Genomic DNA, 25681 nt, shown 5'->3' on the forward strand with positions numbered 1-25681 from the left:
ATTCTCCTTGGACGGCGCGACCGCGTGGTCGCGCTCAAAAATTGTAGCAGCATCGGGTCGGCGAAGCTGGCGGCCGGTTTCTTTTTTTCAAGCGCAGCCGTGCGACCGACGGTTGCCATTCTGCATATACTCGCGCGATGCCCAAAAACAAGATCATGACAATGAAAAAACATTTTGCCCCCTGCCTTTCGGCCATGCTGGCCCTCTCCCCTTGCGTCGCCGGCGCGCAGGACGCGCCGGCCGCGATCGATCCCGCCATGGGCCGCTGCTCGATGATGTCCGATCCGACCGAGCGCCTCGGTTGCTACGATGCGCTGGTCAACCGGCCGAAGGATCCGCCGCCGGCGGCCGCCGCCAATCCGGACCAGCAGCAAGGCGCCTTCCCCGGAGGGCAAGTGGCGAAGACGGCCGAACCTGCCGCACCGGCGGCGGAGAAGCCGGTGGTGTCGGTGCAGGTGCCCCTGTGGGAGCTGGACCAGGACAGCAAGCGCGGCGTCTTCAACTTCCGGCCGCACCGCGACACCTACCTGCTGCTGGCGAACTACAGCAACAGCACCAACAACGCCCCCTTCAACGAGGTCACGCCGGGCGGCATCGACGCCAAGCACGTGGAACTGGCGTACCAGCTGTCGTTCAAGATGAAGATGCTGGAATCGATCGCCGGCTCGCCGGTCGATCTGTGGTTCGGCTACACGCAGCAAAGCTTCTGGCAGGCCTACAACCGCGATGAATCGAGCCCGTTCCGCGAAACCAACTACCAGCCGGAAGTGATGGCGATCGCGCCGATCGGCAAGCGGCTGGGCGGCTTCGACTTCCGCTACGCGGGGCTGGGCTTCGTGCACCAGTCCAATGGCCAGACCGCGACGCTGTCGCGCAGCTGGAACCGCGCCTACGCGGAACTGGGCGGCGAATACGGCAAGCTGGCCGTGACGGCGCGGATCTGGAAGCGGCTGGACAATTCGCGCTCGGATAACGACAACCTCGACATCACCGATTTCATGGGCCATGGCGACGTGCGCTTCGTCTACCGCGACGGTGGCAACGAATACTCGCTGATGGCGCGGCGCAACCTGCATACCGACCACGGCGCGCTGCAGCTGGGCTGGGCGATGCCGCTGCGCTCGAACCTGAAGGGCTACGTGCAATTCTTCTCCGGCTATGGCCAGAGCCTGATCGACTACAACTACTCGCAGATGTCGCTGGGCGCCGGCTTCCTGGTCGGGTTCTGAGGCCTGTGCGGCAGCGCATCCCGAGCTCAGCCTACAGGCACAGCCGCACCGAGTTGCACAGCAGGGTAAGGACGTCCACGCCCAGCACGGGAGACTGGAAAAGCTTGTGCTCGCCGGGCAGGATTCGCCCGGTCAGCGGTTCGGCCAATGCCAGGCCATTCTCGCTGCTGGTCAGCATGACCAGGCCATCTCCCGTGCCGAGCGAGGCGATGGCGAAGGCTCGGTAGCCGGGATTGTTACCCCATTGCCAGATATACGCATCGTCCCGGCCACGCTCGATGCCCCAGCCGAGGCCCCAGTCGAGTGCCAGGTCCGCATCGACGGGAACGGGCGACGCGGTGACCTGCTGCATCGCCGCGCCATCGTGCAGCAGCGCGGCAAGGAACCTCCCGTAGTCCGCCGCGCTCGTGTGCAGGGAAAAAGCCGCATTGGCTTCCTGCAGCGCCAGGGTCTTCCTGGGAGCCCCGTTCGCCTTGGTGCCGCCCAGCAGTTGGGGCGCGAGGCGCTCATCGAGCACATACGCGCTGTGGCGCATGGCCAGCGGCTCGAACAGCCGGGATGCCATGAACCGGTCGAGTAGCTGGCCGGTGACGGCTTCCACGGCACGCTGCAACAGCACGTAGCCTTCGCCGGAGTATTGCCATCGCGTGCCGGGCGCCGCATCGAAGCGCAATGGCCCGGAAGCCCAGTTCGGCAAGCCGGCGGTGTGGTTCAGCACCATCCGGGCGGTGACCGCCTGCAGCCGGGGATCGGTGACCACTTCGGCAGGCTCCGGCTTCAACGGTGCATGCCGATGCCGGTAGCCTTGCGGCAGATAGCCTGCCAGCGGCGCATCAAGATCCAGTTTTCCTTCCCGCGCCAGTTGCAGGACCGCATAGGCAAACAAGGGTTTGCTGAGGGAAGCCGCCTGGAACACGCTGTCCGCGCCGGGCGGCGGCGCCGCCCGGCAACCCGCCGCGGCATGGACCGTCTCCAGCTTGCGCTGCCGGATGACGGCCACTGCGACGCCGCAGACCTTGTGTTGTTTCGCCAGGATCGCCAGCGCTTCAGGCATATCCAGCGCCGTGACATCCGGTGGCGGGACCGATGCACAGCCCGACAGCAGAACGGTGATTGCTGCTACCGGGAGCAGCGATGCCAGAGTGCGTGCGTGCGCGCCGCGGTTCACGCACCTCACCGGCGGCCGCCGCCCAGCACGCGAGCCGGCAGCATCACCACCGCGCGCAGCAGCTCGAAGACGGCATCGACACCGATGCCGATCAGCCGGAACGGCAGCAACAGCAGCCACAGCACCGGGTACAGCAGCAGCGCCAGCAGGGCGAGCGGCCAGCAGAGCAGCAACAGCACCAACCACAGGATAAAGCCCAGCATGGCGTCCTCGCGACAATGATCGAAACGCCATGGTGCCAGCCGCGGAGGCTGCCCTCCACGGCGGCGCGACGGATCGCCGGATAGGCCGACCGAACGTAGAAAAACGGGGATGAATCGCGTGGCCGGGTGGCCCGCACTTCAGGCGTAGGCGACGACCTGCGGCTGCAACGCGGCCTGGTACAGCAGGCGGGCCGTGAGGCGGGCCTGCAGGGACGGGATCGAGCCGCCGGCGCGGTAGGCGAAACCCACCTGCAGCACGTCGCCGGCCTTGACCGCGACGGGCTGTTCCAGCGGCAGCGACATGAAGTGATTCAGCCAGTCGATCGTGGTGGCGCGCTCCTGCACGACGGACAGGATGGTCTTGGTGATGAAGCGGATGGCACTGACGGTACCGTCGCGGTCGATGACGAACTTGCCTTCCCAGCTGTAGCTGGTGTCGTTCGCCTGGGTAAAATCGATCACCGAATACACGGCCGGCTGGGCCATCTCCACCGTGCCGGGATGCGCGGCGCCGGGCTGCTGGAATTGCACGATCGGCGCATGGAAGCCTTCGAAGTCGTATTCCTGCTGCATCGGCTGGGCCGCCATCAGCACCGCCTCGGGCAGGAACACGGGCAGCGGGCCGCCGAACTTCTGCAGGTAGCGGCGCTTGAAGTTCTCGATGAGTTCCACCTGCTTTTCTCGCAGCATGGCCACGTGCAGCATCTCGCAGATGACGACATCGACCGGCTCGGGCGGCAGGTATTCGAAGGCATCGGCATGGATCACCTCCACCTTGCCGGCGCAGCGGTTCAGGGCGAGGAAGCGGCGCGCTTCCTGCACCATGTCGGGGTTGAAGTCGATGCAATAGACCTTGTCGGCCCGCTGCGCCGCGAAGAACGACAGCGCCCCGGTACCGCCGCCCAGCTCCAGCACCTTCATGCCGGGTTGCACCACGTGCGCGATCGCGGCACGGAAATTGTGCATGCGGTTGGTGTCCATCAGCATGTTGTGATGGTAGTGGACGGGGATGAACTGGCCCAGGTAGCAGCTCTCAAGCTCGCGTTCCGACAGCATGGCATTTCCTTCTCGTGGCGACAGCGACATTATGTGCAACGAGCGGCTCCGGCAAAACGCGGAGGTCGGCGGGAAAAATGGCTTAATTCGGCGGGCTTGATTGGCCGAGCTTGAGCCGGCGGCCCGGATTGGATGACTGGTGCGCCGGGCCGCGCGGGTCAGCGCGACATGACCTGCTCGGCCTGGTGCTGGCGGATCGCCTTGGCGATCCACGGCTTGTCCGCCCGCTCGGCGAATTCGGCGGCATCGCTGCGGAAGCCGGCATCGCGCAGGCTGGCGTCGGCGCCTTCCTTCAGCAGCAGCTTGACGGCGTCTTCCTGGCCTTCGCGCGCGGCCAGCATCAGCGGCGTGACCTTGGTCGGCGAGTCGGCGTCGATGTAGGCGTGACGTTCCAGCAGCAGGCGCATGATGTCGAGCGCGCCGGCCGCCGCGGCGTAGTGCAGCGCCGTCCAGCCGGGGCGGTTGACCTGCGCGCCCTTGGCCAGCAGCGCCTTCACGGCCGGCATGTTGTTCTTGAACGCGGCCATCATCAGCGCGGTGTTGCCGTTGCCGGCCTGCGCTTCGAGGTCGATCTTCGGTTGCGCCAGCAGCAATGCGAAGACATCCATGGCATCGTTGCGCAGCGCGACGATCATCCCGGTCTCGCCCCGTTCGGGGTCGCGCTCATTGGGATCGAGGCCGCGCGCCAGCAGCGGCTTGATGCGGCCGGCGTCGTTGACCTGCGCGGCGCGGAAGAACGACACGGCATCGTCGGCGGTGGCCGGCGCGGGCGAGAACACGGAAGCGACGGCCACCGTGGCCACGCCGAGGCGCAGCGCGATCCGGTTGCGCAGCCGGGCGCGCAGTTTGCGCAGCCGCTTGGCGAGGCCCCGCAGCGAGATCCGCATCAGGCCTCCGCCGCCGCGAACAGCTTGAAGAAGTTGGCGCTGGTGGCCGCCGCCACTTCGTCGACCGTGACACCTTTCAGCTTCGCGATGAACTCGGCCACGTGGGCCACGTAGCCCGGTTCGTTCGTCTTGCCGCGGTAAGGCACCGGCGCCAGGTAGGGCGAATCCGTCTCGATCAGCATCCTGTCCAGCGGTACTTCCAGCGCCACGGCCTGCAAGTCCCTGGCGCTCTTGAAAGTGACGATGCCCGAGAACGAGATATAGAAACCCATCGCCATCGCGGCGCGGGCTACGTCGAGCGATTCGGTAAAGCAGTGCATCACGCCTGCCACGCCGCCCTGGTCGGTGCCGGCGCCCTCCTCGGCCATGATGCGGATGGTGTCTTCGCTGGCCGACCGGGTGTGGATGATCAGGGGCTTCTTCGCTGCGCGGGAGGCGCGGATATGCGTGCGGAAGCGCTCGCGCTGCCATTCCAGGTCGCCTTCCAGCCGGTAATAATCGAGGCCGGTTTCGCCGATCGCGACGATCTTCGGGTGCCTGGCCAGCTCGACGAGCTGCTCGACAGTGGGTTCGGGCGTGTCTTCGTAATCGGGATGCACGCCGACGGACGCGTAGAAATTGGGGAACTGCTCGGCCAGCGCGAGCACGCGGGGAAAGTCCGGCAAGTCGACGGACACGCACAGCGCATGCGTCACCCTGTTTTCCGCCATTTTCGCGCGGATTTCCGGCATCCGGGCTGCCAGCTCCGGGAAGTCGATGTGGCAGTGTGAATCGATGAACATGGGTCGATTGTAGCCGATCCACGAAAACCGGTGACAGGCGCTGATGCCGTTAAGTTAAGCCGCACCCCAACGGCGAAGGGCTGGGGTGAATGCATGCGCTTCCAATGTGTCAGGTAACGCTAACTTAACCGCATTAGTGATTGGCACCGTTTTCCAGGAAATGTTTCCCGATAATCGGAGCCTGTCACCGGTTTTCGGGTACCGCTGCAACAGCCGGGTTCAGGCGACGCGCTTGCCCAGGATGATCAGGTCGCGTTCGACGCCGTCCAGGTTGGCGACGCGGGGGAAGTGGGCCCATTCCTCGAAGCCGAACTTGCGGAACAGGGCCAGGCTGGCGCCGTTGTGGCCGAAGATGAAGCCGAGCACGGTATGGACCTTCACTTCCGGCGCGAAGGCGATCGCTTCGCTCAGGGCGTACTTGCCGATGCCCTTGCCGCGCCACGCTTCGTGGATGTAGATCGACACCTCGGCCGTGCCCGAATAGGCCGGGCGGCCATAAAAATTCGAATACGAGATCCAGCCGAGGATCTCAGGGTGCGCCGAGGCGTCGCCGGCGCGTTCGATGACCCACAGCGGGCGGCGCTCGGGCTGGTGTTCATGGAACCAGTTCAGGCGCGACTCGACGGAGACCGGTTCGGTATCGGCGGTGACTTCGCGCGACGCGATGGTGCTGTTGTAGATGGCGACGATGGCTGGCAGGTCGTCGAGAGTGGCGAGACGGTGTAGGAAAGACATGTGGCGAAAGACCCGGAGGCCGGCGGTTACAGTGTATGGGTGGCGCGCGAAGAGCGCAGGGCCGCGCCGAGGATTTCCTCGATGCGCGCGCGGGTGCGCTGGCCCGCTTCGTCGTCCGGGAAATGGACGCCGATGCCCTGCGCCTTGTTGTTGTTGGCACCCGCCGGCGTGATCCACACGACCTTGCCGGCGATCGGGTACTTGTTCTGGTCATCCATCAGCGACAGGATCAGGTAGATCTCGTCGCCGATGCGGTAGCTGCGCGTGGTGGGCACGAAGATGCCGCCGTTCTTCAGGAAGGGCATGTAGGCCGCGTACAGGGCCGCCTTTTCCTTGATGGCCAGCGACAGCACGGCCGGCCGGGTGGCCGGCCCGGCGTTGCCGGCTGCATTCGGATCGGGAGGTACGGTACTCATCGGCACTTGTCCATCATCGGCATCGGTCCATCGTCACTCATGCATCGTCATTCAGGCATCTTCAGTCCGGCATCTTCAGTCAGGCATCGTCAGCGGCAGCACGACGTATAGTCGAGCAGCAGGTCTTCCAGGAACAGCTTCGGCGACAGCGGATGGTCCGACGTGGCGCGCCGCTCGGCCGTGCTCTTGATCGCCGCCAGCAGGCCGGACACCGGCACCCGGTCCGCCAGCCCCTTCAGCTCGCGCTGGTAGCGGGGATAGTAACGGATCCGGCCGGACAGCTTCAGCGAGAACAGGTCGTACAGCCAGCGCTGCTGCCACGCCACCACGGACGTCAGCGGCACCTTCTGCATTCTGTCTGCCGTGCGCAGCGCATTCTCGACCGACGGGTGGGCCAGGTACTGCAGCAGCGTGTCCATGTCCTCGCGGCTGCCGGTTTCCGCCTGGGCCAGCGCGGCCAGCGGTGCGCCGCCCTGCTCGCTCAGCCAGCCATCGGCCTGCGCCACGCCCTGCGATTCCAGCCAGGCCAGCGCCTCGGCGTGGGGCGGCATCGCCAGCGCGAACTTGCGGCAGCGCGACAGGATGGTCGGCAGCAGGCGGTCCAGGCTGTTCGACGACAGCAGGAACACGGTGCCCGGCGGCGGTTCTTCCAGCGTCTTCAGCAGCGCATTCGAGGCCGGCATGTTCAGCGCCTCGGCCGGGTACAGCACCACCACGCGCAAGCCTTGCCGGTGCGTGGAAATGTTCATGAAATCGGCCAGCGAGCGCACCTGCTCGATCTTGATTTCCTTGGAAGGCGCCTTGCTCTTCTTCTTTTCCTCGCCCTCCTCGCCCTCGCCCGCGCCATCCTCCTCGAGTGCTTCGGGTCGGATGCGCCGGAAATCCGGGTGGCTTTGCTGGACGAACCAGCCGCACGACGCGCACGCGTTGCACGGGTGTCCGTCGGCGCGCACGTTCTCGCACAGCAGCGACTGGGCGAAATGCTCGATGAAGTCGGCCTTGCCGATGCCGGCCGGGCCGTGGAACAGCACCGCGTGGGGCAGGCGCTGGCGCACCTGCTGCAAGGTCTGCCACGCATCGCGTTGCCACGGATAGATCGCGGAAGTCGTTTCCATGGTCACTCCAGTGCGGCGACGATGGCCGCCAGCTGTACGCGGATCGCATCGATCGGCTGGGTGGAATCGATCACCCGGAAGCGCCGCGGTTCCTGCGCGGCGCGGCGCAGGTACTCGTTGCGCGCGGCCAGGAAGAAGTCGGCCTTTTCCTGCTCGAACCTGTCGAGCTGGCGGGTGGCGTCGAGCCGGGCCCGCGCCACCTCGAGCGGTACGTCGAACAGGATCGTCAGGTCCGGCCACAGTTCCGGGTGCACCCAGTTGGCCAGCGTGTCGAGCTTGACGAGTTCCAGTCCCCGGCCGCCGCCCTGGTAGGCGAAGCTGGCGTCGGTGAAGCGGTCGGAAATGACCCAGGCGCCGCGCGCCAATGCCGGCTCGATCACCTGGGCGATGTGTTCGCGGCGGCTGGCGAAGACCAGCAGCGCTTCCGTTTCCAGGTGCATGGCTTCGTGCAGCACCAGTTCGCGCAGCTTCTCGCCGAGCGGCGTGCCGCCCGGTTCGCGGGAACTGACCAGCTCCACGCCGCGGGCACGGATCAGCTCACCCACGTACTGGATGTGCGTGGACTTGCCGGCACCGTCGATCCCCTCGAACGTGATGAACTTGCCGCGTGCCGCCGGGTTATGCTGGTTCACGATCTCCCCGCTCATCGACTCCTGGCTCATCAACTCCTGGCTCATCGACTCCCCGCTCTTAGACTTCCCATCCATTGCCCTTCCACTCATTGCTTGCGCTGGTACTGGTTGACCGCCCGGTTGTGATCGGTCAGGTTATCGGAAAAATGGCTCGTGCCGTTGCCGCGGGCGACGAAATACAATGCCGTCGTCCTGGCCGGCGCCAGCGCGGCACCCAGCGATTGCACGCCCGGCAGCGCGATCGGCGTCGGCGGCAGGCCGTTGCGCGTGTAGGTATTGTACGGGGTGTCCGTTTCCAGGTCCTTCTTGCGGATATTGCCGTCGAATTTCTCGCCCAGGCCGTAGATGACGGTGGGGTCGGTCTGCAGCATCATGCCCAGCTTCAGGCGGTTGACGAAGACCGCGGCGATCATCGCCCGCTCGGCCTTTTGCCCGGTTTCCTTTTCGACGATCGAGGCCATCGTCAGCGCCTGGTACTTGTCCGCATACGGCAGGTCGGCGGCGCGCTGCGCCCACGCGGCATCGAGGTGCTGCAGCAGCGCCGTGTGGGCCTGCTTGTAGATCTGCAGTTCCGACGAGCCCTTGGCGAACAGGTAGGTGTCGGGGAAGAACAGCCCTTCCGGCTGCTTGTACTCGGAACCGAGTTTTTCCATCAGCTGGGTGTCCGACAGGCCCACCGTATCGTGCTTGAGGCCCTTGTGGGCGGCGATCGCCTGGCGCATCTGGCGGAAGGTCCAGCCTTCGATGATCGTCAGCGATTCCTGCGCGAACTCGCCGCGCACCAGCTGGTCGATCAGCCGCAGCGGCGTGGTGCCCGGCTTGAGTTCGTACGAACCGGCCTTCAGCTTGCCGCTCTTGCCGGTGAAGCGCGCCAGCAGGTTGAACAGGAGCGGCTGGATCGGCACGCCCGCTTCGGCGATCTGCTGGCCGGCGGCGTGGGCGCCGCTGCCCTTGTTGATGGTGAACGGGATATTGTCTCCCTCGCCAACGATCGGCTGCTCCGACCACCAGGCGAAGCCGCCCGCCGCGGCCGCCGCGACCAGCACGCCGAGCGCCAGCGTTTTTGTTATGAATGCCATGTCGTATGCTCCCCGCGCGGGGCCGCGCGACCCGTTTTGGGGGTGGCCGGCGCGTTTGGCGCGGGATCTTTATAATGAGCCCGTAATCATAATGCCTTCGCAGGCAACTGAGTGGGCCTTCGTGGGCAATATCTAGCCAAAGTATCTAAAAATATGAACAACTGGAATCAACTCCTTGCAGCTCCCGCCGAAGCGCCCACGCGCACCGCGCTGGCCGCCGGCTTCGTGGCCCCGGTCACCGACCTTGGCCTGATCGCCTTCAGCGGCGACGATACGGCCGCGTTCCTCCACTCGCAGCTGACCAACGATGTCGAGCACCTGGGGGCCGGCGAAGTGCGCCTGGCCGGCTATTGCTCGCCGAAGGGACGTCTGCTGGCAAGCTTCCTGATGTGGAAGGACGAGCAGTCCGTCTACCTGCAACTGGCGCGCGACATCCAGCCGGCGATCCAGAAGCGGCTGCAGATGTTCGTGCTGCGCGCCAAGACCAAGCCGGTGGACGTGACGGAACAGCGCGTGGCGCTGGGCCTGGGCGGCGCGCTGGCCGAAGCGGTGCTGCAAACCTGGTTCGACGCGCTGCCCGCTGCGCCGTACACGAAGCTGGACCATCCACTGGGCACGCTGCTGCGCGTGGCCGATGCGTTCGGCGCGCCCCGCTACCTGTGGCTGGCCACGCCCGAAACGGCCACCACCGTGGCGCCGGAACTGGCCGACCGGCTGGTCGTCGGTGGCAACGCGGCGTGGCGCCTGTCGGATATCCATGCCGGCGTGCCGCTGATCACCGCCGCCACGCAGGAACAGTTCGTGCCGCAGATGATCAACTTCGAGCTGCTGGGCGGCGTGAACTTCAAGAAGGGCTGCTACCCGGGCCAGGAAGTCGTCGCGCGCAGCCAGTACCTGGGCAAGCTGAAACGCCGCACGGCGCTGGTGACGATCGACGATGCCACGATCGCATCCGGCACGGAAGTCTTCACGCCGGCCGATCCGGGCCAGCCGTGCGGCATGGTCGTCAACGCGGCGCCCAACGGCGGCGGCGGCGTCGATGCGCTGGTCGAGATGAAGCTCGATGCGCTGGAAGCAGGCGAGGTGCGCGCCCGCGTCGCGGACGGCCCCGCGCTGGCGTTCCAGCCGCTGCCCTACGTGCTGGACAAGCTGGAAGTGTGACGGACCGGTGCTGATGGACCTGTATGTCTATTACCGCGTTGCCACGGGCGACGCGGAAGCACTGTTGCCGCGCGTGCGCGCGCTACAGGCGCAACTGGCTGCCGCGCATGGCGTGGCGCCGCAACTGAAACGCCGGCCGGACAGCCCGGACGGCGTGCAGACGTGGATGGAAGTCTACCCCGCCACCACGCCTGGTTTCACGGCAGCGTTGACGCAAGCCGTCGCCGCTGCCGGCCTGGACACGCTGATCGCGGGTCCCCGACATACTGAACTCTTCATGGATATCCCCTCATGTGCCTGATCGTTTTCGCCTGGCGCGTGGTACCCGGCGTGCCGCTGATCGCCGCCGCCAACCGCGACGAATACTATGACCGCGCCAGCGCCGCGGCCGGGCCGTGGGAAGAAAACCCGCAAGTCATCGCCGGCCGCGACCTCAAGGCCGGCGGCAGCTGGATGGGCGTGACGCGCCCGGATGGCCCGGACTGCCAGTGGGCCGCCAACGTCTCGCCGCTGCGCGCGCGCTGCCACGACGGCGGCTTCGCGCCGGTCGACAGCGATGGCAAGGCGCCGTCGCGCTTTGCCGCGATCACCAACATCCGCGCGCCGCACGACCACGACCCGCAGGCGCCGTCGCGCGGCATGCTGGTGTCGAACTTCCTGTCCGCGACGATGAGCGCGCGCGACTATGTCGAGCAGATCCGCCCCGGGGCCGGCGCCTATAACGGCTTCAACCTGGTGCTGTGCGATGGCGAGGAACTGGTGTGGTTCTCCAACCGCGGCGAGGCGGACCCGCGCAACGGGCTGCCGCTGGGCCCCGGGGTGTATGGCCTGTCCAATGCGCTGCTCGACTCGCCGTGGCCGAAGGTGCTCAAGACCAAGGCGCAATTCGCCAGCCTGCTGTGCCTGGGCGCGCCGGAAGAAGCCTATTTCGAGATGCTGGCCGACACCGCCCGCGCGCCCGACCAGCGCTTGCCGGACACGGGCGTTCCGCTGGAGCGCGAGCGGCAACTGTCGGCCGTGAAGATCGAATCGCCCGACTACGGCACCCGCACCTCGACCCTCGTCAAGCTGTACGCCGAAGCCCCGGCCGTGCTGCACGAGCAGGTGTTCCGCTGATCGAAAACCGGTGACAGGCTCCGATTACTTTCGAAAGCTTTTCATAATCGGTGACAGCCTCGGATTAGCTTCGCAAGCCTCTCGAAAGCCTATGGAAGGTCTCTCGAAAGCGTCTCGAAATCGGAGCCTGTCCCGGGTTTTGCATCGAAGTCCACCACAGGTTCGCTACGACGCCTGATGTGAACGTACCCTTGCTTGGCCAGCAGGCGGCCAGCTCCATCTTGAAAGAACGGTGACCAGCGCCGAAAACCGGTGACAGGCTCCGATTATTTCGAAAGCTTTTGGTGAGCGGTGCCTGTCACCGGTTTCGAACGAAATTGGAGCCTGTCACCGGTTTTTTGCCACCGGTTTTTCTGCCTCATCAGATGTCGGTAAACACCTGCTCGGCGGGCAGACGCGATTTGGGCAGTTTGGCGTTGAAGTCTTCGCCGCTGCTGTAGCCCAGCGAGACGATCACGGTGCCCGTGAAGCCCTTGTCGCGCAGGCCCAGTTCCCTGTCCAGCACTTCGGCATTGAAGCCTTCCATCGGCGTGGCGCCCACGTCGAGCAGCGCGGCGGCCTGCAGCAGCGTGCCCAGCGCGAGGTAGGTCTGCTTTTCGTACCAGAACGGGACGTCCTTCTGCGTGAACCGGTGCAGGTTGGTGTACGACATGCGGCCGGCATGCTGCGCCGACTTCGCCGCGTCGTTGACGAAGCGCCCGTCGCTGGCTTCCTGTTCCAGCACGGCGGCGAGCTGCGCCTCGTCCGGCGCCACCTTGGTGGCCAGCACGATGACGTGGGAGGCGTCGCGGATCTTCGCCGCGTTGTACTGGAAGCCCGCCTCGGCGGCCCTGGCGATGCGCTCCTTGCCTTCCGGCGTGGCGGCGACGACGAAGTGCCACGGTTGCGAATTGACCGACGACGGCGCGAGGCGCAGCACCTCGCGCAGCTGGTCGATGATTTCCGCCGGAACCTTGCGTTCGCGGTCATACGATTTCACGGTGTAGCGCTGGCGCGCCTTGGCAACGATATCCATTCGGGACTTTCCTGTTGAAGAATAAAAAACGGGCGCCATGGTACCGCGTCGCGCGCGCTGGCGGCAACGCGGCACCGGCGCGTTCAGAAACCGGCCAGCACCAGCTTGCCGCGCGCCTTGCCGCTCTCGATGATGGCGTGGGCGCGGCGCAGGTTCGGCGCATCGATCTTGCCGATGTGTTCGCCGACGGTGGTGCGCAGCTCGCCGCTGTCGACCAGCGCGGCCACGCGGTCGAGGATGTCGCGCTGGCGCGCCATGTCGGCCGTTTCAAACATCGAACGGGTGAACATCAATTCCCAGTGCAGCGAGATGCTCTTGCGCTTGAGCGGCATGGCATCGAGCGTGGCCGGATCGTCGATCAGCGCGAACTGGCCTTGCGGCGCGAGGACGTCGACGATGTCGGCGTAGTGCTGGTCGGTGTGCGTCAGGCTGATGACGATGTCGGCATACTTGAAGCCCAGTGCCTGCAACTGCGCCTGCATCGGCCGCGCATGGTCGATCACGTGGTGCGCGCCCAGTTCACTGACCCAGCCGGCGGTTTCCGGCCGGGAAGCGGTGCCGATCACGGTGAGTCCAGTGAGCTTCCTGGCCAGTTGCGTCAGGATCGAACCGACCCCGCCCGCGGCGCCGATGACCAGCAACGTTTGCCCGGCACCGCCGCCCTCGGGCACGTTCAGCCGGTCGAACAGCAGCTCCCATGCCGTGAGAGACGTCAGCGGCAATGCCGCGGCATCGGCAAAGCCCAGCGCCGCCGGCTTGTGCCCGGCGATCCGCTCGTCGACCAGGTGCAGTTCGCTGTACGAGCCGGGCCGCGTCAGCGAACCGGCGTAATACACCTCGTCGCCCGGCCGGAACGCGGTGACGTCGCTGCCCACCGCTTCGACGACACCGGCCACGTCCCAGCCCAGCACCCGGGGCTGCGCGACGGCCGCACCGCGGCGCACCTTGGTGTCGACCGGATTGACGGACACCGCGTGCACCCGCACCAGCAGGTCGCGCGGACCGGGCACGGGGTCCGGCAGAACCATCTCGACCAGCGACTCCGGGCCCTCGATCGGCAAGCCATGGCGGGTATAAACGATTGCTTTCATGTGCTGGTACTCCAGTTGAGTTAATGGGGACCATCATATGGCGGGAGTGGCAACGCAAAAAGCCATATAATCGGGTAGCACTTTCTCTCGCCGAATGAAAATCGCATGGCCATCCGCTTCGAAGATCTCGCGCTGTTCGTCCGCACCGCCGCCTGCGGCAGCTTCACCAAGGCCGCGCGCGAAGCGAACCTGCTGCCGGGCCAGGTCAGCGCCGCCATCATGCGGCTCGAGCGCGACCTCGATGTCCGTCTGTTCGCCCGCTCCACGCGCAGCCTGCGCCTGACCGACGAGGGCGAACGCTACCTCCCCTATGCCAGGGAAGTGATCGACCTGCTGCACAGTGGCCGCGACGAGCTGCACCGCGGCACCGACACGCTGGCCGGCGCGCTGCAGATCGCCGCGCCATCGGACTTCGGCCGCAACGTGCTGCTGCCGTGGCTGACGGCGTTCAGGCGCCGGCATCCGAAGCTGGAGCTGCGTGTACAGTTTTCCGACCAGGTGACGGACGTGTTCCGCGACCCGGTCGACATCGCGCTCCGCTACGGCACCGTGCAGGATGCCAGCTTCGTGGCGCTGCCCGTCGCACCGGACAACCGGCGCGTGCTGGTGGCCGCGCCGGGCTATCTCGAGCAATGCGGCACGCCGCAAACGCTGGACGAGCTGCCGCGGCATTCCTGCCTGCTCTGGCACATGGGCGGGCGGCTCTACGACAAGTGGGGCTTCCCGCTGGACAAGGGCCGCCGCACCGTGCAGGTGAAAGGCCCGCTGGCCAGCGACGATGCCGACGTGGTGCGCCGCTGGGCGATCGCCGGCGAAGGCATCGCCTACAAGTCGTGGCTCGACGTGAGCGGCGACGTGCAGGCCGGCCGGCTGGCCGTGGTGCTGCCTGGGCAGCCGGGCGAGGCGGCGCCGCTGCAGCTGATCTGCCCGCACCGCCGCCAGTTCTCACCGGCCGTGCGGCAACTGCACGCGCTGCTGGCGGAGCGCTGCACAGAAATCGGGATGTTGCCGCCGCCGGGCGCGCGCGGCTAGGCCCGGCGCGGCGGCAGCGACAGCCCGGCCGGCGCGGCATCCCAGCGGCGGCTGCGGTGCTCCACCGCCTCGGGGTCCACCTCGAGCACGACACGTTCGATTTCGCGGCCCAGGTCCAGGCCCGGTTCGCCCGCCAGCTCGCGGGCGATGGCCAGCGCCTTGGCCAGCCCGTAGCCGTATTTTTCCACCAGCAAGCCCGCCAGTTCGCGCGTTTCGGCACCTCGCGCCACGTCCTTCAGCCGGTTGGCGGCATAACGCCGCAGTTCGGCCAGCAGTCGTTCCTGCAGCACATCCATCATTTTCTCCCTTCTCCGGACGCCGCCATCGTCGCAGCGTCGGAACAGGATGGGCGCACGGATGCCCGGCGGATTTGTATCTCAACGTACCCGAGCCACTGAGAGACACACCCGCTTGCATAAACGGCCGAACGCGACATTGCATGGATACATTGCGGCGCTGTAATGGAACCGTTGCATCGACAACGTCTTCCACCAGAAAGGACCAACATGCATTCCAGCTCGACCCAACCTAGAACCGCGCTTGTCTTCGGCGGCTCGCGCGGCATTGGCGCCGCCATCGCCACCCGCCTGGCGCGCGACGGCGCCAATGTCGCGCTCACCTATGCGGCGGCCGCATCGAAAGCCTCGGAGGTCGCCGGCGCCATCGAAGCGCATGGTGTGCAGGCACTCGCGATCAGGGCCGACAGCGCCAATGCCGATGCATTGACGGACGCCGTCGCACGCACGGTCGCGCGTTTCGGCGCCATCGATATCGTCGTTGTCAACGCCGGCATCCTGCACATAGCCGACATTGCCGCGTTCAGCCTCGATACGCTTGACCGTATGCTCGACGTGAACGTGCGCGGCGTATTCGTCGCCATCCAGGCCGCGCTGCCGCACATGCGGGCCGGCGGGCGGATCGTGACGATCGGCAGCAACACGGCGGTGCGCAGCGGACATCCGGGCTCCAGTGTCTATTCGATGACGAAAGGCGCCGTCGCGGTCATGGTCAAAGGGCTGGCCGTCGACCTCGCACCGCGCGACATCACCATCAACAACCTCCAGCCGGGGCCGATCGAAACGGACATGACGGCCGAGATGATCGGCGAGGTCAAGGAAAGCATCCCGCTGAGACGTGTTGGCCAGCCGGCCGAGGTCGCCGGCCTGGTGGCTTACCTGACCGGCCCCGAGGCGGGATACATGACTGGTGCCAGCCTGACGATCGATGGCGGCATGTCGCTGTAGCACGCCACATCAGTTACTACACATCATTGCAACGACAAGGAGCACACCATGCAAGACACTTTCAACCAGCGGCGCCGCAATTTCCTGAACACCGCCGCCCTCGGCATCGCCGCCAGCCAGGCCGGCCTGATCGGCGGCGCGGCCGCAGCGCCGTACGCCGCACCGCACGGCGCGGACGACATTTCCCCTGCCAGCAATACGTTTACCGGTCTACGCCAGGTCCGCGCCGGGGTACTGGACGTCGGCTACGTCGACACCGGCCCCGCGGATGGCCATCCCGTAGTGCTGTTCCACGGCTGGCCGTACGACATCCATGCCTTCATCGACGTAGCGCCGATCCTCGCGGCGGCCGGCTATCGCGTCATCATCCCGCACCTGCGCGGCTATGGCACCACGCGCTTCCTTGCCGCCGACACGCCGCGCAACGGGCAGCAGGCCAGCTTCACCGCCGATGCGCTGGCATTCATGGATGCGCTGAAGATCGACCGGGCTATCGTGGCCGGCTTCGACTGGGGCGCACGCATCGCCACCACGCTGGCTGCCCTGTGGCCGCAGCGCTTCCACGCACTGGTGTCCGTCAGCGGCTACCTGATCGGCAGCCAGGAAGCCAACCGCAAGCCGCTGGCGCCACAGGCCGAGCTGCAATGGTGGTACCAGTATTACTTCGCCACGCCGCGCGGCGAGCTGGGGTACCGGGAAAACACCCATGCGTTTGCCCGGCTGATCTGGGCGCTGGCTTCGCCGCAGTGGAAGTTCGATGACGCGACATTCGCCCGTTCGGCGGCATCGCTCGACAACCCGGACCATGTGGCGATCTCCGTCAGCAACTACCGCTGGCGGCTCGGGCTGGCGCCCGGCGAACGCCGCTACGACAATCTGGAGCGCCAGCTGGCCGCGTTCCCCGACGTGACGGTACCGACGATCACGATGGAAGGCGACGCGAACGGCGCGCCACATCCCTCCCCGGCGGCCTATGCGAGAAAATTCACCGGCAAGTACCAGCATCGCCACCTGGCCGGCGGCATCGGCCACAACCTGCCGCAGGAAGCGCCGCGCGCTTTCGCCCAGGCGATCCTGGATGTGGGCAAGCTGGTGTGACGCTCAGAACGCGCGCCGCATCGCCACGTGGGCGATGCCCGCTTCGAGGAACTCGTCGCCCACCTGTTCGAAGCCGTGCGCGCGGTAGAACGGGGCCGCATGGGTTTGCGCGGACAGCTCCACCTCGGGGTGGCCCCGTTCGCGGGCATGCGCCATCAGGCCGCGCAGCAGCGCGCTGCCGATGCCGGTGCCGCGCGCGTCCTTCATGACGGCCATGCGGCCGATATGGCCGTCCGGCAGCAGGCGGCCGGTGCCCACCGGGGTGCCGGCCGCGTCGTACGCGACGGCGTGCAGGCAGACGGCATCCTTCTCGTCCATTTCCAGTTCGGCGGGAACGTTCTGTTCCTGCACGAAGACGGCGATGCGGATCACCTGCGCGTCGGCGCTGAGCGTGGCCCAGTCGCCGTAACGGATTTCATGGGAGTTCATGCTCACCTCGTTCACATCAGTTTCACCAGTTGTTTGCCGAAATTGCGGCCCTTGAGCAGGCCGATGAAGGCTTGCGGCGCCGACGCCAGGCCTTGCGCCACGCTTTCACGGTACTTGAGCCGCCCGGCGGCCACCAGTGCGCCCAGCTCCGCCAGCCCGGCCGGCCAGCAATCGAGGTGCTCGGTGACGATGAAGCCGCGCAGCGTGATGCGGTTCGCCAGCAGCAGGCGAACATTGCGCATCGGGATGTCCGCGCCGTCATAGCCGGCGATCATGCCGCACAGGGCGACGCGGGCGAACGGGTTGGTGCGTGCCAGCGCCGCGTCGAAGACTTCGCCGCCCACGTTCTCGAAGATGCCGTCGATGCCGTCCGGCGCCGCGGCCTTCAGGTCGGCGCGCAGGTTGCCGGCGCGGTAATCGACGCAGGCATCGAAACCCAGTTCATCGACGACGTAGCCGCACTTTTCCGGCCCGCCGGCAATGCCGACCGCGCGGCAGCCGCGCAGCTTCGCCAGCTGGCCGACGGCGCTGCCCACCGCGCCGCTGGCCGCAGAGACGCAGACGGTCTGGCCGGGCGCCGTCTCCAGGATGCGGTTCAGGCCATACCACGCCGTCATGCCCGGCATGCCGACCGCGCCGAGGTAGGCGGACAGCGGCACCGCGGCCGTGTCCAGCTTGCGCAAGCCGGTGCCGTCCGACACGGCCAGTTCGGCCCAGCCACCCATCGCGGCGACGAAGTCCCCTTCGGCAAAGGACGGGTGGCGCGACGCGACCACTTCGCCGACGGTACCGCCGATCATGGTCTCGCCCAGCGGCTGTGGCGCGGCGTAGCTGCGCGCGTCGCTCATGCGGCCCCGCATGTAGGGATCCAGCGACAGGTAGTGGTTGCGGACCAGCAGTTGCCCGGCCGCGAGTTCGGGGACCGGCACGGTCTCGAGCCGGAAGTGTTCCGGCGTCACTTCACCCTGCGGACGGGCCGCCAGCACGATCCTTTGATACGTCGTCATCTGCTTCTTGAACCTTTGTTTCGTCTGCATTCGTTGTCTTCAGACGGCGGAAACGCCGCCGTCGATGGCCAGTACCTGGCCGGTGATGTGCCGCCCCGCCGCCGAGGCGAACAGCACGACGGCCCCCTTCAGGTCGTCATCGCCGCCCAGCCGGCCCAGCGGGGCCTCGGCGGCCAGCCGCCCGCCCATCTCGTCCAGCAGTCCACGCGTCATCTTCGACGGGAAAAAGCCCGGCGCGATGGCGTTGACATTGATGCCGTAGGCGCCCCACTCGCCCGCCAGCGTGCGCGTGAAGTTCACGATCGCACCCTTGGATGTGTTGTAGGCCAGCGTCTTCATGGTGCCGGGCGGGTTGCCGGCCAGGCCGGCGATCGAGGCGACATTGATGATGCTGCCCGCGCGGCGCGGGATCATCGAACGGCGGCCGATGGCTTGCGTGAGCAGGAACACGCCGCGCACGTTCAGGTTCATCACGCGGTCCCACGCCTCGGGCGGCGTGTCCTCGGCTGGCGCGGCCCAGCTGGCGCCGGCATTGTTGACGAGGATGTCGACGTGGCCGAGCCGGTCCAGCGCCGCCAGTGCCAGGGCGTCCGCCGCGGCCGGGTCCGCAAGGTCGGCCACCACGGCGTGCGCCACGATGCCCTGGGCCGCCAGCGTGGCCAGTGCTTCGTCGAGCCCGGCCTGCCGGCGCGAGGCGATCACCACGGTGGCGCCCTGTTCGCCCAGCGCCATCGCCATCTGCAAACCCAGCCCGCGCGAGCCGCCAGTGACCAGGGCGGTCTTGCCGTGCAGGCTGAAGAGCTCGCGCACGGCGGTCACGTCACACCTCGTAGTCCATGCACTGGCGCGCCTCGCGCACGGCGCCGATGAACGGTTTCAGCGCCACGTGCTGCGGATGGTCCAGGTAGGCATCCAGCGCGGCCTTGTCGGCGAACTCGGAGTACAGCACCACGTCGTACGTCGCTTCCAGACCCGGCTGGGCCAAGACCACCTCGAAGGTGCCCATGCCCGGCACCAGGCCGATGCAGGCGTCCAGCAACTGCTTCATCTTGCGCGCGTTGGTGGCACGGTCGGCGCCTTCCGCCTCGTCCTTCAGCTTCCACATCACGATGTGCTTGATCATTCCTGCATCCTTGTCGTTTGCTTAAGTCTATAAGCGCGGGAGGATACCACACCGCTCGCGCAGGGTTCCATGCCTGCGCGACCAGCCGATGCAGCCGACCACCGCGGCGGGCTGGCGTTGCCGGCTCCACCTGATACCGGCTGCGGCGCGCAGCGGATGGCGCCTTGTAAGTTTCACGTAAGTTTCATGAAAGAATCGCGTAAGTTTCGGCGCCCACACTGGCCTGGCCAAAATAACCGGAATTTACCCGGACGGCACAACCGATAAACTGGAGACTACTATCATGGCTAGCACATCTGGCACCGCGGATCCGCGGAACCTTGGGGGCAAGGGCAAGTCGACGGCGATGACCAAGGAGGAGAAAAAAGTCATCTTTGCTTCTTCGCTCGGGACCGTATTCGAGTGGTACGACTTTTACCTGTACGGTTCGCTCGCATCGATCATCGCCAAGCAATTCTTCATCGGCGATCCCACCACCACCTTCATCTTCGCGCTGCTGGCCTTTGCCGCCGGTTTCATCGTCCGCCCGTTCGGTGCCGTCGTGTTCGGCCGCCTGGGCGACATGATCGGCCGCAAGTACACGTTCCTGATCACGATCCTGCTGATGGGCCTGTCCACGTTCATCGTCGGCCTGCTGCCGGGCCATGCCTCGATCGGCATCGCCGCGCCGATCATCCTCGTCACGCTGCGCATCCTGCAAGGGCTGGCGCTGGGCGGCGAGTACGGCGGCGCCGCCACCTACGTGGCCGAGCACGCGCCGGAGGGCAAGCGCGGCCTGTTCACGTCGTGGATCCAGACCACCGCCACGATGGGCTTGTTCCTGTCGCTGCTGGTGATCCTGGCCACCCGCACGGCCGTCGGCGAGGAAGAATTCCAGGCCTGGGGCTGGCGCATTCCATTCCTGGTCTCCGTGCTGCTGCTGGGTATCTCGGTATGGATCCGGATGGCCATGCAGGAGTCCCCGGCGTTCGCCAAGATGAAGGCGGAAGGCAAGACCTCGAAGGCGCCGCTGTCGGAAGCATTCGGCCAGTGGAAGAACCTCAAGATCGTCATCCTGGCGCTGGTCGGCCTGACGATGGGCCAGGCCGTGGTGTGGTACACGGGGCAGTTCTACGCGCTGTTCTTCATGGAAAAGACGCTGATGATCGAATCGGCCACGGCCAATATCCTGATCGCGGTGGCGCTCCTGCTGGCCACGCCGTTCTTCGTGATCTTCGGCGTGCTGTCGGACCGCATCGGCCGGAAGTGGATCATCATGGGCGGCTGCCTGATCGCCGCGCTGACGTACTTCCCGATCTTCAAGGCGCTGACGCACTACGGCAATCCCCAACTGGAAACCGCGCAGACCAACGCGCCGGTGGTGGTGGTGGCCGATCCGGCCTCCTGCCACTTCCTGTTCAACCCGACCGGCACGAAGAAATTCCCGTCGTCTTGCGATATCGCGACGAGCGTGCTGTCGGCTTCCTCGGTGAACTACACGCGCCAGGATGCACCGGCCGGCACGGTCGCCATGATCAAGGTGGGCGACAAGGAACTGACCTCGTTCAACGCCGCCATGACCGCGGATAACCTGAACTTCGATGCGGCCAGCAAGGCGCAGGAAACCGCCTTCAAGGCGCAGGTCACCACCGCGATCCGCGAGGCCGGCTACCCGGCCAAGGCCGATCCCGAGCGGATCAACAAGCCGATGATGGTGCTGCTGCTGTTCATCCTCGTGCTGTACGTGACGATGGTGTATGGCCCGATCGCCGCGATGCTGGTGGAGATGTTCCCGACCAAGATCCGGTACACGTCGATGTCCCTGCCCTACCACATCGGCAACGGCTGGTTCGGCGGCCTGTTGCCGACCACGGTGTTCGCCCTGGTGGCGTTCAAGGGCGACATCTATTACGGCCTGTGGTACCCGATCGTGGTGGCCCTCGTCACGTTCGTGATCGGCGCACTGTTCGTGCGTGAAACCAAGGACCGCGACATCTACGCCGCCGACGCCGACTGATTCCAGGCGCCTCGACCGAACGCAAGGCCACCTTCGGGTGGCCTTTTTACTGCCGTGCTGGTCGCGGAGCGACACCGGGACAAGCCAACCCAGATGCAAATTCCGGGGTCAGACCCGCCCGGTCTGACCCCAGCCCTTCGCTGTTGGGGTGAATGCATGCACTCCCAATGTGTCGGATAGCGCTTAACTTAATAACATGAGCGACTGTCCCCGATTTTTTGGCAACAGCTGTGACCCGGCCGCTACAATGGGTTTCCGAGAACTCGACAATCAAAGCCCATGACCGAACCCTCCTGCACGATCCGCCCCTTCACGGCCGCCGAGTGGCCGGCATGGCGGGCGCTGCGCCTGCGGGCGCTGGCCGATTCGCCGGATGCGTTCGCGGCGACGCTGGCCGATGCTCAGGCGCGCGCGGACGAGACGTGGCAGGCCTTGCTGGCGCAGACGGTGGCATCGGCGCGGCACCTGCCGCTGCTGGCCGAGGTGGGCAAGCAGCCGGCCGGGCTGGCGTGGCTGAACATGGAGGGCGACACCGCCACGCTGTACCAGGTGTGGGTGGCGCCGGAGCATCGCGGGCGCGGCATTGCGCAGGCGCTGCTGGCGCGGGCGATCGGCTGGGCACGCGAACGGGGTGCGGCGGCGGTGGCGCTCGAGGTCACCGCGGGCGATACGCCGGCCGTTCGCCTGTACAAGCGGATGGGTTTTAACGAAACGGGAGCGCCGGTCCCGATGGCGAACCGGGATGGACTGCAGGAGCAGGCCATGCGCCTGCTCCTGGCCTGAGGCGGGTCAGGCCACCAGTTCGCGCAAGGCGGCGACCAGCTTGTCGCACTCGGCGTCGGTGCCGATCGAGATGCGCAGGAATTGGTCGATGCGGGCTTGCCGGAAATGGCGCACCAGGATGGCCCGCTCGCGCAGCGCGGCCGCCAGTGCCGCGGCGTCATGGCGCGGATGGCGGGCGAACACGAAGTTGGCCAGCGATGGCAGGACGTCGAACCCGAGTCCGTCAAGCGCGGTCGACAGGCGCTCGCGGCTGGCGATGATGGCGGCGCGCGTCTGTTCGAAATAGTCCGTGTCCTCGACGGCGGCAACGGCGCCTGCCAGGGCCATCTGGCTGAGCGGATAGCAGTTGAAACTGTTTTTCACCCGTTCCAGCCCGGCGACGAGGTCGGCGTGGCCCAGCGCGAAGCCGACCCGCAGGCCGGCCAGCGAGCGCGATTTCGAGAACGTCTGCACCACCAGCAGGTTGTCATAGCGGTCGATCAGCGTGGCAGCGCTCTGCGCCCCGAAGTCCACGTAGGCTTCGTCGACGACCACCACGCGATCCGGATGCATGGCCAGCAGCCGTTCGATATCGGCCAGCGGCAGCGCATGGCCGGTCGGAGCGTTCGGATTGGCCAGGATGATGGCGCCGCACGGTTGCTCATAATCGGCGACATCGATTTCGAAGCGCTCGTTCAACGGCACGGTGCGCTGGGCGATGCCATACAGCTTGCAGTAGGTCGGATAGAAGCTGTAGCTGATGTCCGGCGACAGCAGCGGCAACTCGTGCTTGAGCAGACCCTGGAATACATGGGCCAGCACCTCGTCCGAGCTGTTGCCGACGAAGACCTGCTCGCGGCGCAGCCCGTGGCTGGCCGCCAGCGCATCCTTCAGCGCGGTACCGTTCGGATCGGGATACTTGCGCAACTGGGCACTGGCCGCTTCGCGCATGGCGTCCAACGCGCGCGGCGATGGACCATACGGGTTCTCATTGGTATTGAGCTTGACCAGGCCGGGCATCTGCACCTGTTCGCCCGGCGTGTACGGGCTCAGGCGATGGACGGCGTCACTCCAGAACCGGCTCATTCACGTCCTTTCAGATTTTTCGACATGCTCACCCCGCGGCATCGCCGACGATGCGCAGCGAATAATCGGTGGCCCTGACATCCTTGGTGAGCGCGCCGATCGAGATCCGGTGCACGCCCGTTTCGGCGATTGCCCGTACCGTGTCGAAATTGACGCCGCCAGACGCTTCCAGCAAGGCGCGGCCGCGGTTGACCTGCACCGCTTCGCGCATCAAGGCGAGATCGAAGTTATCCAGCAGGATCGAGGTGGCGCCGGCGGTGAGCGCCTCTTCCAGCTCGACGAGATTTTCCACTTCGACCTGGATCGACACGTTGCCGCCCGCGCTCTTCGCGGCCACCAGCGCGGCGGTGATGCCGCCCGCCGCCGCGATATGGTTTTCCTTGATCAGGATGCCGTCGTACAGGGCCAGGCGCTGGTTCTGGCCGCCGCCGACGCGCACCGCATATTTCTGCGCCAGGCGCAGGCCCGGCAGCGTCTTGCGGGTATCGAGGATGGCGGCGTGCGTGCCGGCGATCGCATCGACATAGCGGCGCGTGGCCGTGGCGACGCCCGACAGCAGTTGCAGGAAGTTCAGCGCCGAGCGCTCGGCGGTGAGGAGCGCGCGCGATGGGCCGACCAGCGTGCACACCGGTGAATCGGCCTTCATCTGCTCACCCTCGGCGTAATGCCACTCGATGCCGATCGCCGAATCCAGCGCATGCATGATGCCTTCGAACCAGGGGGCGCCGCACAGCACGGCATCCTCGCGGACGATCACGCGGGCCACGGCGCGGCTGGCCTCAGGGACCAGCTTGCCGGTCAGGTCGCCGGTGCCCACATCTTCCAGCAGCGCGGCCAGCAGGTTGCCCTCGAAGGCGCGGGTCAGCGCGGCGTCGAACGGCGCGAAACGATTTACCAATGTGCTCATAATGAAATACTCATGCAGGTCCGATTCCCGAAAACAGTTTGGCTTCTTGTGCAAGATCGGCGCCCGGCGCCACCCTGGCCTTCTTCGCCGCGGCGAAATCGAGCATGCGGTTGATCGATACCTTGGCCTGCTCGCCCACGGCCGGATCCACGTGGATTTCGTTCGACAGGTTCTCCAGCACGTCGGCCAGGTTGCGCAAGCCGTTCATGGCCATCCACGGGCAATGCGCGCAGCTCTTGCACGTGGCGCTGTTGCCGGCGGTCGGCGCTTCGATGAAGATCTTGTTGGGCGCGGCCAGGCGCATCTTGTGCAGGATGCCGTTGTCAGTGGCGACGATGAACTTGGTGGCCGGCAGGCTGACGGCGGCCGCGATCAGCTGCGACGTGGAACCGATCACGTCGGCCTGGTCGACCACATTGGCCGGCGATTCCGGGTGCACCAGGACTTTCGCATCCGGGTGCTCGGCCTTCAGCAAGTCCAGCTCGACGCCCTTGAATTCGTCGTGCACCAGGCAGGAACCCTGCCACAGCAGCATGTCGGCGCCGGTCTGCTTCTGGATGTACGAGCCCAGGTGTTTGTCCGGCGCCCACAGGATCTTCTTGCCCTGCGCGTGCAGGTGCTGGACGATGTCCAGCCCGATCGACGAGGTGACCATCCAGTCGGCGCGCGCTTTCACGGCGGCGCTGGTGTTGGCATACACGACCACGGTGCGGTCCGGATGCTGGTCGCAGAACGCGGCGAATTCGTCCGGATCGCAGCCCAGGTCCAGCGAGCAGGTCGCGTCCAGGTCCGGCATCAGGATGGTTTTTTCAGGCGACAGGATCTTCGCCGTCTCGCCCATGAATTTCACGCCGGCCACCACCAGCGTCCGCGCCGGATGGTCGCGGCCGAAGCGCGCCATCTCCAGCGAATCGGACACGCAGCCGCCGGTCTCCTCGGCCAGGTCCTGCAGGTCGGCATCGACGTAGTAGTGGGCCACCAGCACGGCATTGCGCTCGCGCAGCAGCGTGCGGATGCGCTCTTTCAGCAGGATCTTCTCGTCCGCCGGCACCGGTGCCGGCGTGCGCGCCCAGGCATGGGCCACGCAGCTGCCGCCCTGTTCGTTCTGCTCCAGCAGCGGCTTTTCGTATTCGACGGTTTTGATTGGTATGGCTACGCTGTTCATCGCTCAAATTTTTAGCAAAATAATCCGGTAACGCTACGGAACGGCAATGATCCCGGAACGTCTCGGGGCCTCGAGAAAGCGTAATGAGCGGCGTCATACCTGGTTGAGGAACGGAACCGTACTTTAGTACGGTGAGTACCGGAGACC

29 protein-coding genes are annotated in these 25681 nt (G+C 66.3%); 9 read left to right on the forward strand and 20 right to left on the reverse strand.

Annotation, left to right across the window (positions count from 1 at the left end; translation table 11 throughout):
- The first annotated feature begins 161 nt into the window (after positions 1-161).
- The gene (locus OU994_RS17135; RefSeq protein ID WP_281606850.1) at positions 162-1229 is read left to right on the forward strand and encodes a phospholipase A; all 1068 of its coding nucleotides are present in this window, start codon (positions 162-164) and stop codon (positions 1227-1229) included.
- 31 nt (positions 1230-1260) lie between these two features.
- Here OU994_RS17135 and OU994_RS17140 read toward each other — a convergent pair whose 3' ends face one another.
- The 10 genes from OU994_RS17140 to mltG all read right to left on the reverse strand — a co-directional run bounded on the left by OU994_RS17140 (position 1261) and on the right by mltG (position 9302).
- Positions 1261-2283, reverse strand: coding sequence for a serine hydrolase (locus OU994_RS17140; protein ID WP_281606851.1), 1023 nt, complete (start codon positions 2281-2283; stop codon positions 1261-1263).
- A 119-nt stretch (positions 2284-2402) separates the two neighbouring features.
- Positions 2403-2600 (reverse strand): hypothetical protein, encoded by a 198-nt coding sequence (locus OU994_RS17145; protein WP_281606852.1) that lies wholly within the window; start codon positions 2598-2600, stop codon positions 2403-2405.
- 138 nt (positions 2601-2738) lie between these two features.
- Entirely contained in the window at positions 2739-3656 is a 918-nt protein-coding gene (locus tag OU994_RS17150) for a methyltransferase domain-containing protein (protein ID WP_281606853.1), read from the reverse strand.
- 158 nt (positions 3657-3814) lie between these two features.
- Positions 3815-4543 (reverse strand): ankyrin repeat domain-containing protein, encoded by a 729-nt coding sequence (locus tag OU994_RS17155; protein WP_281606854.1) that lies wholly within the window; start codon positions 4541-4543, stop codon positions 3815-3817.
- The gene (locus tag OU994_RS17160; RefSeq protein ID WP_281606855.1) at positions 4543-5325 is read right to left on the reverse strand and encodes a TatD family hydrolase; all 783 of its coding nucleotides are present in this window, start codon (positions 5323-5325) and stop codon (positions 4543-4545) included. Before OU994_RS17160 ends, OU994_RS17155 begins: the two co-directional genes overlap by 1 nt.
- A gap of 219 nt (positions 5326-5544) precedes the next feature.
- A complete protein-coding gene (locus OU994_RS17165) occupies positions 5545-6060 on the reverse strand; it encodes a GNAT family N-acetyltransferase (protein ID WP_281606856.1) in 516 nt (171 codons plus the stop codon).
- A 26-nt stretch (positions 6061-6086) separates the two neighbouring features.
- Positions 6087-6476, reverse strand: a complete 390-nt coding sequence (locus tag OU994_RS17170) for a PilZ domain-containing protein (RefSeq protein WP_281606857.1) — start codon at positions 6474-6476, stop codon at positions 6087-6089.
- Between the two features lie 89 nt (positions 6477-6565).
- Positions 6566-7591: a DNA polymerase III subunit delta' gene (locus OU994_RS17175; protein WP_281606858.1), complete on the reverse strand. Its 1026-nt coding sequence runs from the start codon at positions 7589-7591 to the stop codon at positions 6566-6568.
- Positions 7592-7593: 2 nt separating this feature from the next.
- Positions 7594-8238 (reverse strand): dTMP kinase, encoded by a 645-nt coding sequence (gene tmk, locus OU994_RS17180; RefSeq protein WP_281611658.1) that lies wholly within the window; start codon positions 8236-8238, stop codon positions 7594-7596.
- Between the two features lie 71 nt (positions 8239-8309).
- On the reverse strand, positions 8310-9302 hold the full coding sequence (mltG, locus tag OU994_RS17185) for an endolytic transglycosylase MltG (RefSeq protein WP_281606859.1): 993 nt from the start codon (positions 9300-9302) through the stop codon (positions 8310-8312).
- 153 nt (positions 9303-9455) lie between these two features.
- Between mltG and OU994_RS17190 the strand changes: the two genes are divergently transcribed.
- Genes OU994_RS17190 through OU994_RS17200 form a run of 3 tightly spaced genes read left to right on the forward strand, consistent with a single transcriptional unit; the run spans position 9456 to position 11579 of the window.
- Positions 9456-10463: a folate-binding protein YgfZ gene (locus OU994_RS17190; RefSeq protein ID WP_281606860.1), complete on the forward strand. Its 1008-nt coding sequence runs from the start codon at positions 9456-9458 to the stop codon at positions 10461-10463.
- 13 nt (positions 10464-10476) lie between these two features.
- Entirely contained in the window at positions 10477-10764 is a 288-nt protein-coding gene (locus OU994_RS17195) for a DUF4936 family protein (protein ID WP_281606861.1), read from the forward strand.
- A complete protein-coding gene (locus tag OU994_RS17200; protein ID WP_281606862.1) occupies positions 10755-11579 on the forward strand; it encodes an NRDE family protein in 825 nt (274 codons plus the stop codon). The genes OU994_RS17195 and OU994_RS17200 overlap by 10 nt, the downstream gene beginning before the upstream one ends.
- Positions 11580-11940: 361 nt before the next feature.
- On the opposite strand, the gene nfsB is transcribed toward OU994_RS17200, so the two are convergent.
- Both nfsB and OU994_RS17210 read right to left on the reverse strand, forming a co-directional pair.
- The gene (gene nfsB, locus OU994_RS17205; RefSeq protein WP_281606863.1) at positions 11941-12594 is read right to left on the reverse strand and encodes an oxygen-insensitive NAD(P)H nitroreductase; all 654 of its coding nucleotides are present in this window, start codon (positions 12592-12594) and stop codon (positions 11941-11943) included.
- An 83-nt stretch (positions 12595-12677) separates the two neighbouring features.
- On the reverse strand, positions 12678-13685 hold the full coding sequence (locus OU994_RS17210) for a zinc-binding alcohol dehydrogenase family protein (RefSeq protein WP_281606864.1): 1008 nt from the start codon (positions 13683-13685) through the stop codon (positions 12678-12680).
- Between the two features lie 105 nt (positions 13686-13790).
- Here OU994_RS17210 and OU994_RS17215 point away from each other — a divergent pair, with 105 nt between their 5' ends.
- Positions 13791-14717 (forward strand): LysR family transcriptional regulator, encoded by a 927-nt coding sequence (locus tag OU994_RS17215; RefSeq protein WP_281606865.1) that lies wholly within the window; start codon positions 13791-13793, stop codon positions 14715-14717.
- On the opposite strand, the gene OU994_RS17220 is transcribed toward OU994_RS17215, so the two are convergent.
- Entirely contained in the window at positions 14714-15016 is a 303-nt protein-coding gene (locus OU994_RS17220; RefSeq protein ID WP_281606866.1) for a hypothetical protein, read from the reverse strand. The two genes, OU994_RS17215 and OU994_RS17220, sit on opposite strands and share 4 nt — an antisense overlap.
- 207 nt (positions 15017-15223) lie before the next feature.
- On the opposite strand from OU994_RS17220, the gene OU994_RS17225 reads away from it, so the two are divergent.
- Together OU994_RS17225 and OU994_RS17230 are read left to right on the forward strand one after the other, a co-directional pair.
- Complete coding sequence (locus tag OU994_RS17225; protein WP_281606867.1) at positions 15224-15961, forward strand: 3-oxoacyl-ACP reductase family protein; 738 nt, start codon at positions 15224-15226, stop codon at positions 15959-15961.
- Between the two features lie 48 nt (positions 15962-16009).
- Entirely contained in the window at positions 16010-17059 is a 1050-nt protein-coding gene (locus OU994_RS17230) for an alpha/beta fold hydrolase (protein ID WP_281606868.1), read from the forward strand.
- 3 nt (positions 17060-17062) lie between these two features.
- Here OU994_RS17230 and OU994_RS17235 read toward each other — a convergent pair whose 3' ends face one another.
- Genes OU994_RS17235 through OU994_RS17250 form a run of 4 tightly spaced genes read right to left on the reverse strand, consistent with a single transcriptional unit; the run spans position 17063 to position 19618 of the window.
- Positions 17063-17488, reverse strand: coding sequence for a GNAT family N-acetyltransferase (locus OU994_RS17235; protein ID WP_281606869.1), 426 nt, complete (start codon positions 17486-17488; stop codon positions 17063-17065).
- A gap of 11 nt (positions 17489-17499) precedes the next feature.
- Complete coding sequence (locus tag OU994_RS17240; protein ID WP_281611659.1) at positions 17500-18495, reverse strand: NADP-dependent oxidoreductase; 996 nt, start codon at positions 18493-18495, stop codon at positions 17500-17502.
- A 39-nt stretch (positions 18496-18534) separates the two neighbouring features.
- Positions 18535-19314, reverse strand: a complete 780-nt coding sequence (locus tag OU994_RS17245) for an SDR family oxidoreductase (RefSeq protein WP_281606870.1) — start codon at positions 19312-19314, stop codon at positions 18535-18537.
- A gap of 1 nt (position 19315) precedes the next feature.
- Complete coding sequence (locus tag OU994_RS17250) at positions 19316-19618, reverse strand: Dabb family protein (protein WP_281606871.1); 303 nt, start codon at positions 19616-19618, stop codon at positions 19316-19318.
- 283 nt (positions 19619-19901) lie between these two features.
- Between OU994_RS17250 and OU994_RS17255 the strand changes: the two genes are divergently transcribed.
- Positions 19902-21614 carry an MFS transporter gene (locus OU994_RS17255; protein WP_281606872.1) on the forward strand — a complete coding sequence of 571 codons (1713 nt, stop codon included), beginning with the start codon at positions 19902-19904 and terminating at the stop codon, positions 21612-21614.
- Positions 21615-21893: 279 nt separating this feature from the next.
- Positions 21894-22397, forward strand: a complete 504-nt coding sequence (locus OU994_RS17260) for a GNAT family N-acetyltransferase (protein ID WP_281606873.1) — start codon at positions 21894-21896, stop codon at positions 22395-22397.
- A 6-nt stretch (positions 22398-22403) separates the two neighbouring features.
- Here the strand turns inward: OU994_RS17260 and hisC are convergent, their stop codons facing one another.
- The 3 genes from hisC to nadA are packed head-to-tail and all read right to left on the reverse strand — an operon-like array spanning position 22404 to position 25534.
- Complete coding sequence (gene hisC / locus OU994_RS17265; protein ID WP_281606874.1) at positions 22404-23462, reverse strand: histidinol-phosphate transaminase; 1059 nt, start codon at positions 23460-23462, stop codon at positions 22404-22406.
- Positions 23463-23490: 28 nt separating this feature from the next.
- The gene (gene nadC / locus OU994_RS17270) at positions 23491-24369 is read right to left on the reverse strand and encodes a carboxylating nicotinate-nucleotide diphosphorylase (RefSeq protein ID WP_281606875.1); all 879 of its coding nucleotides are present in this window, start codon (positions 24367-24369) and stop codon (positions 23491-23493) included.
- A 10-nt stretch (positions 24370-24379) separates the two neighbouring features.
- On the reverse strand, positions 24380-25534 hold the full coding sequence (nadA, locus tag OU994_RS17275) for a quinolinate synthase NadA (RefSeq protein ID WP_281606876.1): 1155 nt from the start codon (positions 25532-25534) through the stop codon (positions 24380-24382).
- Positions 25535-25681 lie beyond the last annotated feature (147 nt).

It is taken from the genome of Pseudoduganella sp. SL102, from assembly GCF_027856995.1.
Taxonomy (GTDB): domain Bacteria; phylum Pseudomonadota; class Gammaproteobacteria; order Burkholderiales; family Burkholderiaceae_D; genus Rugamonas; species Rugamonas albidiflava.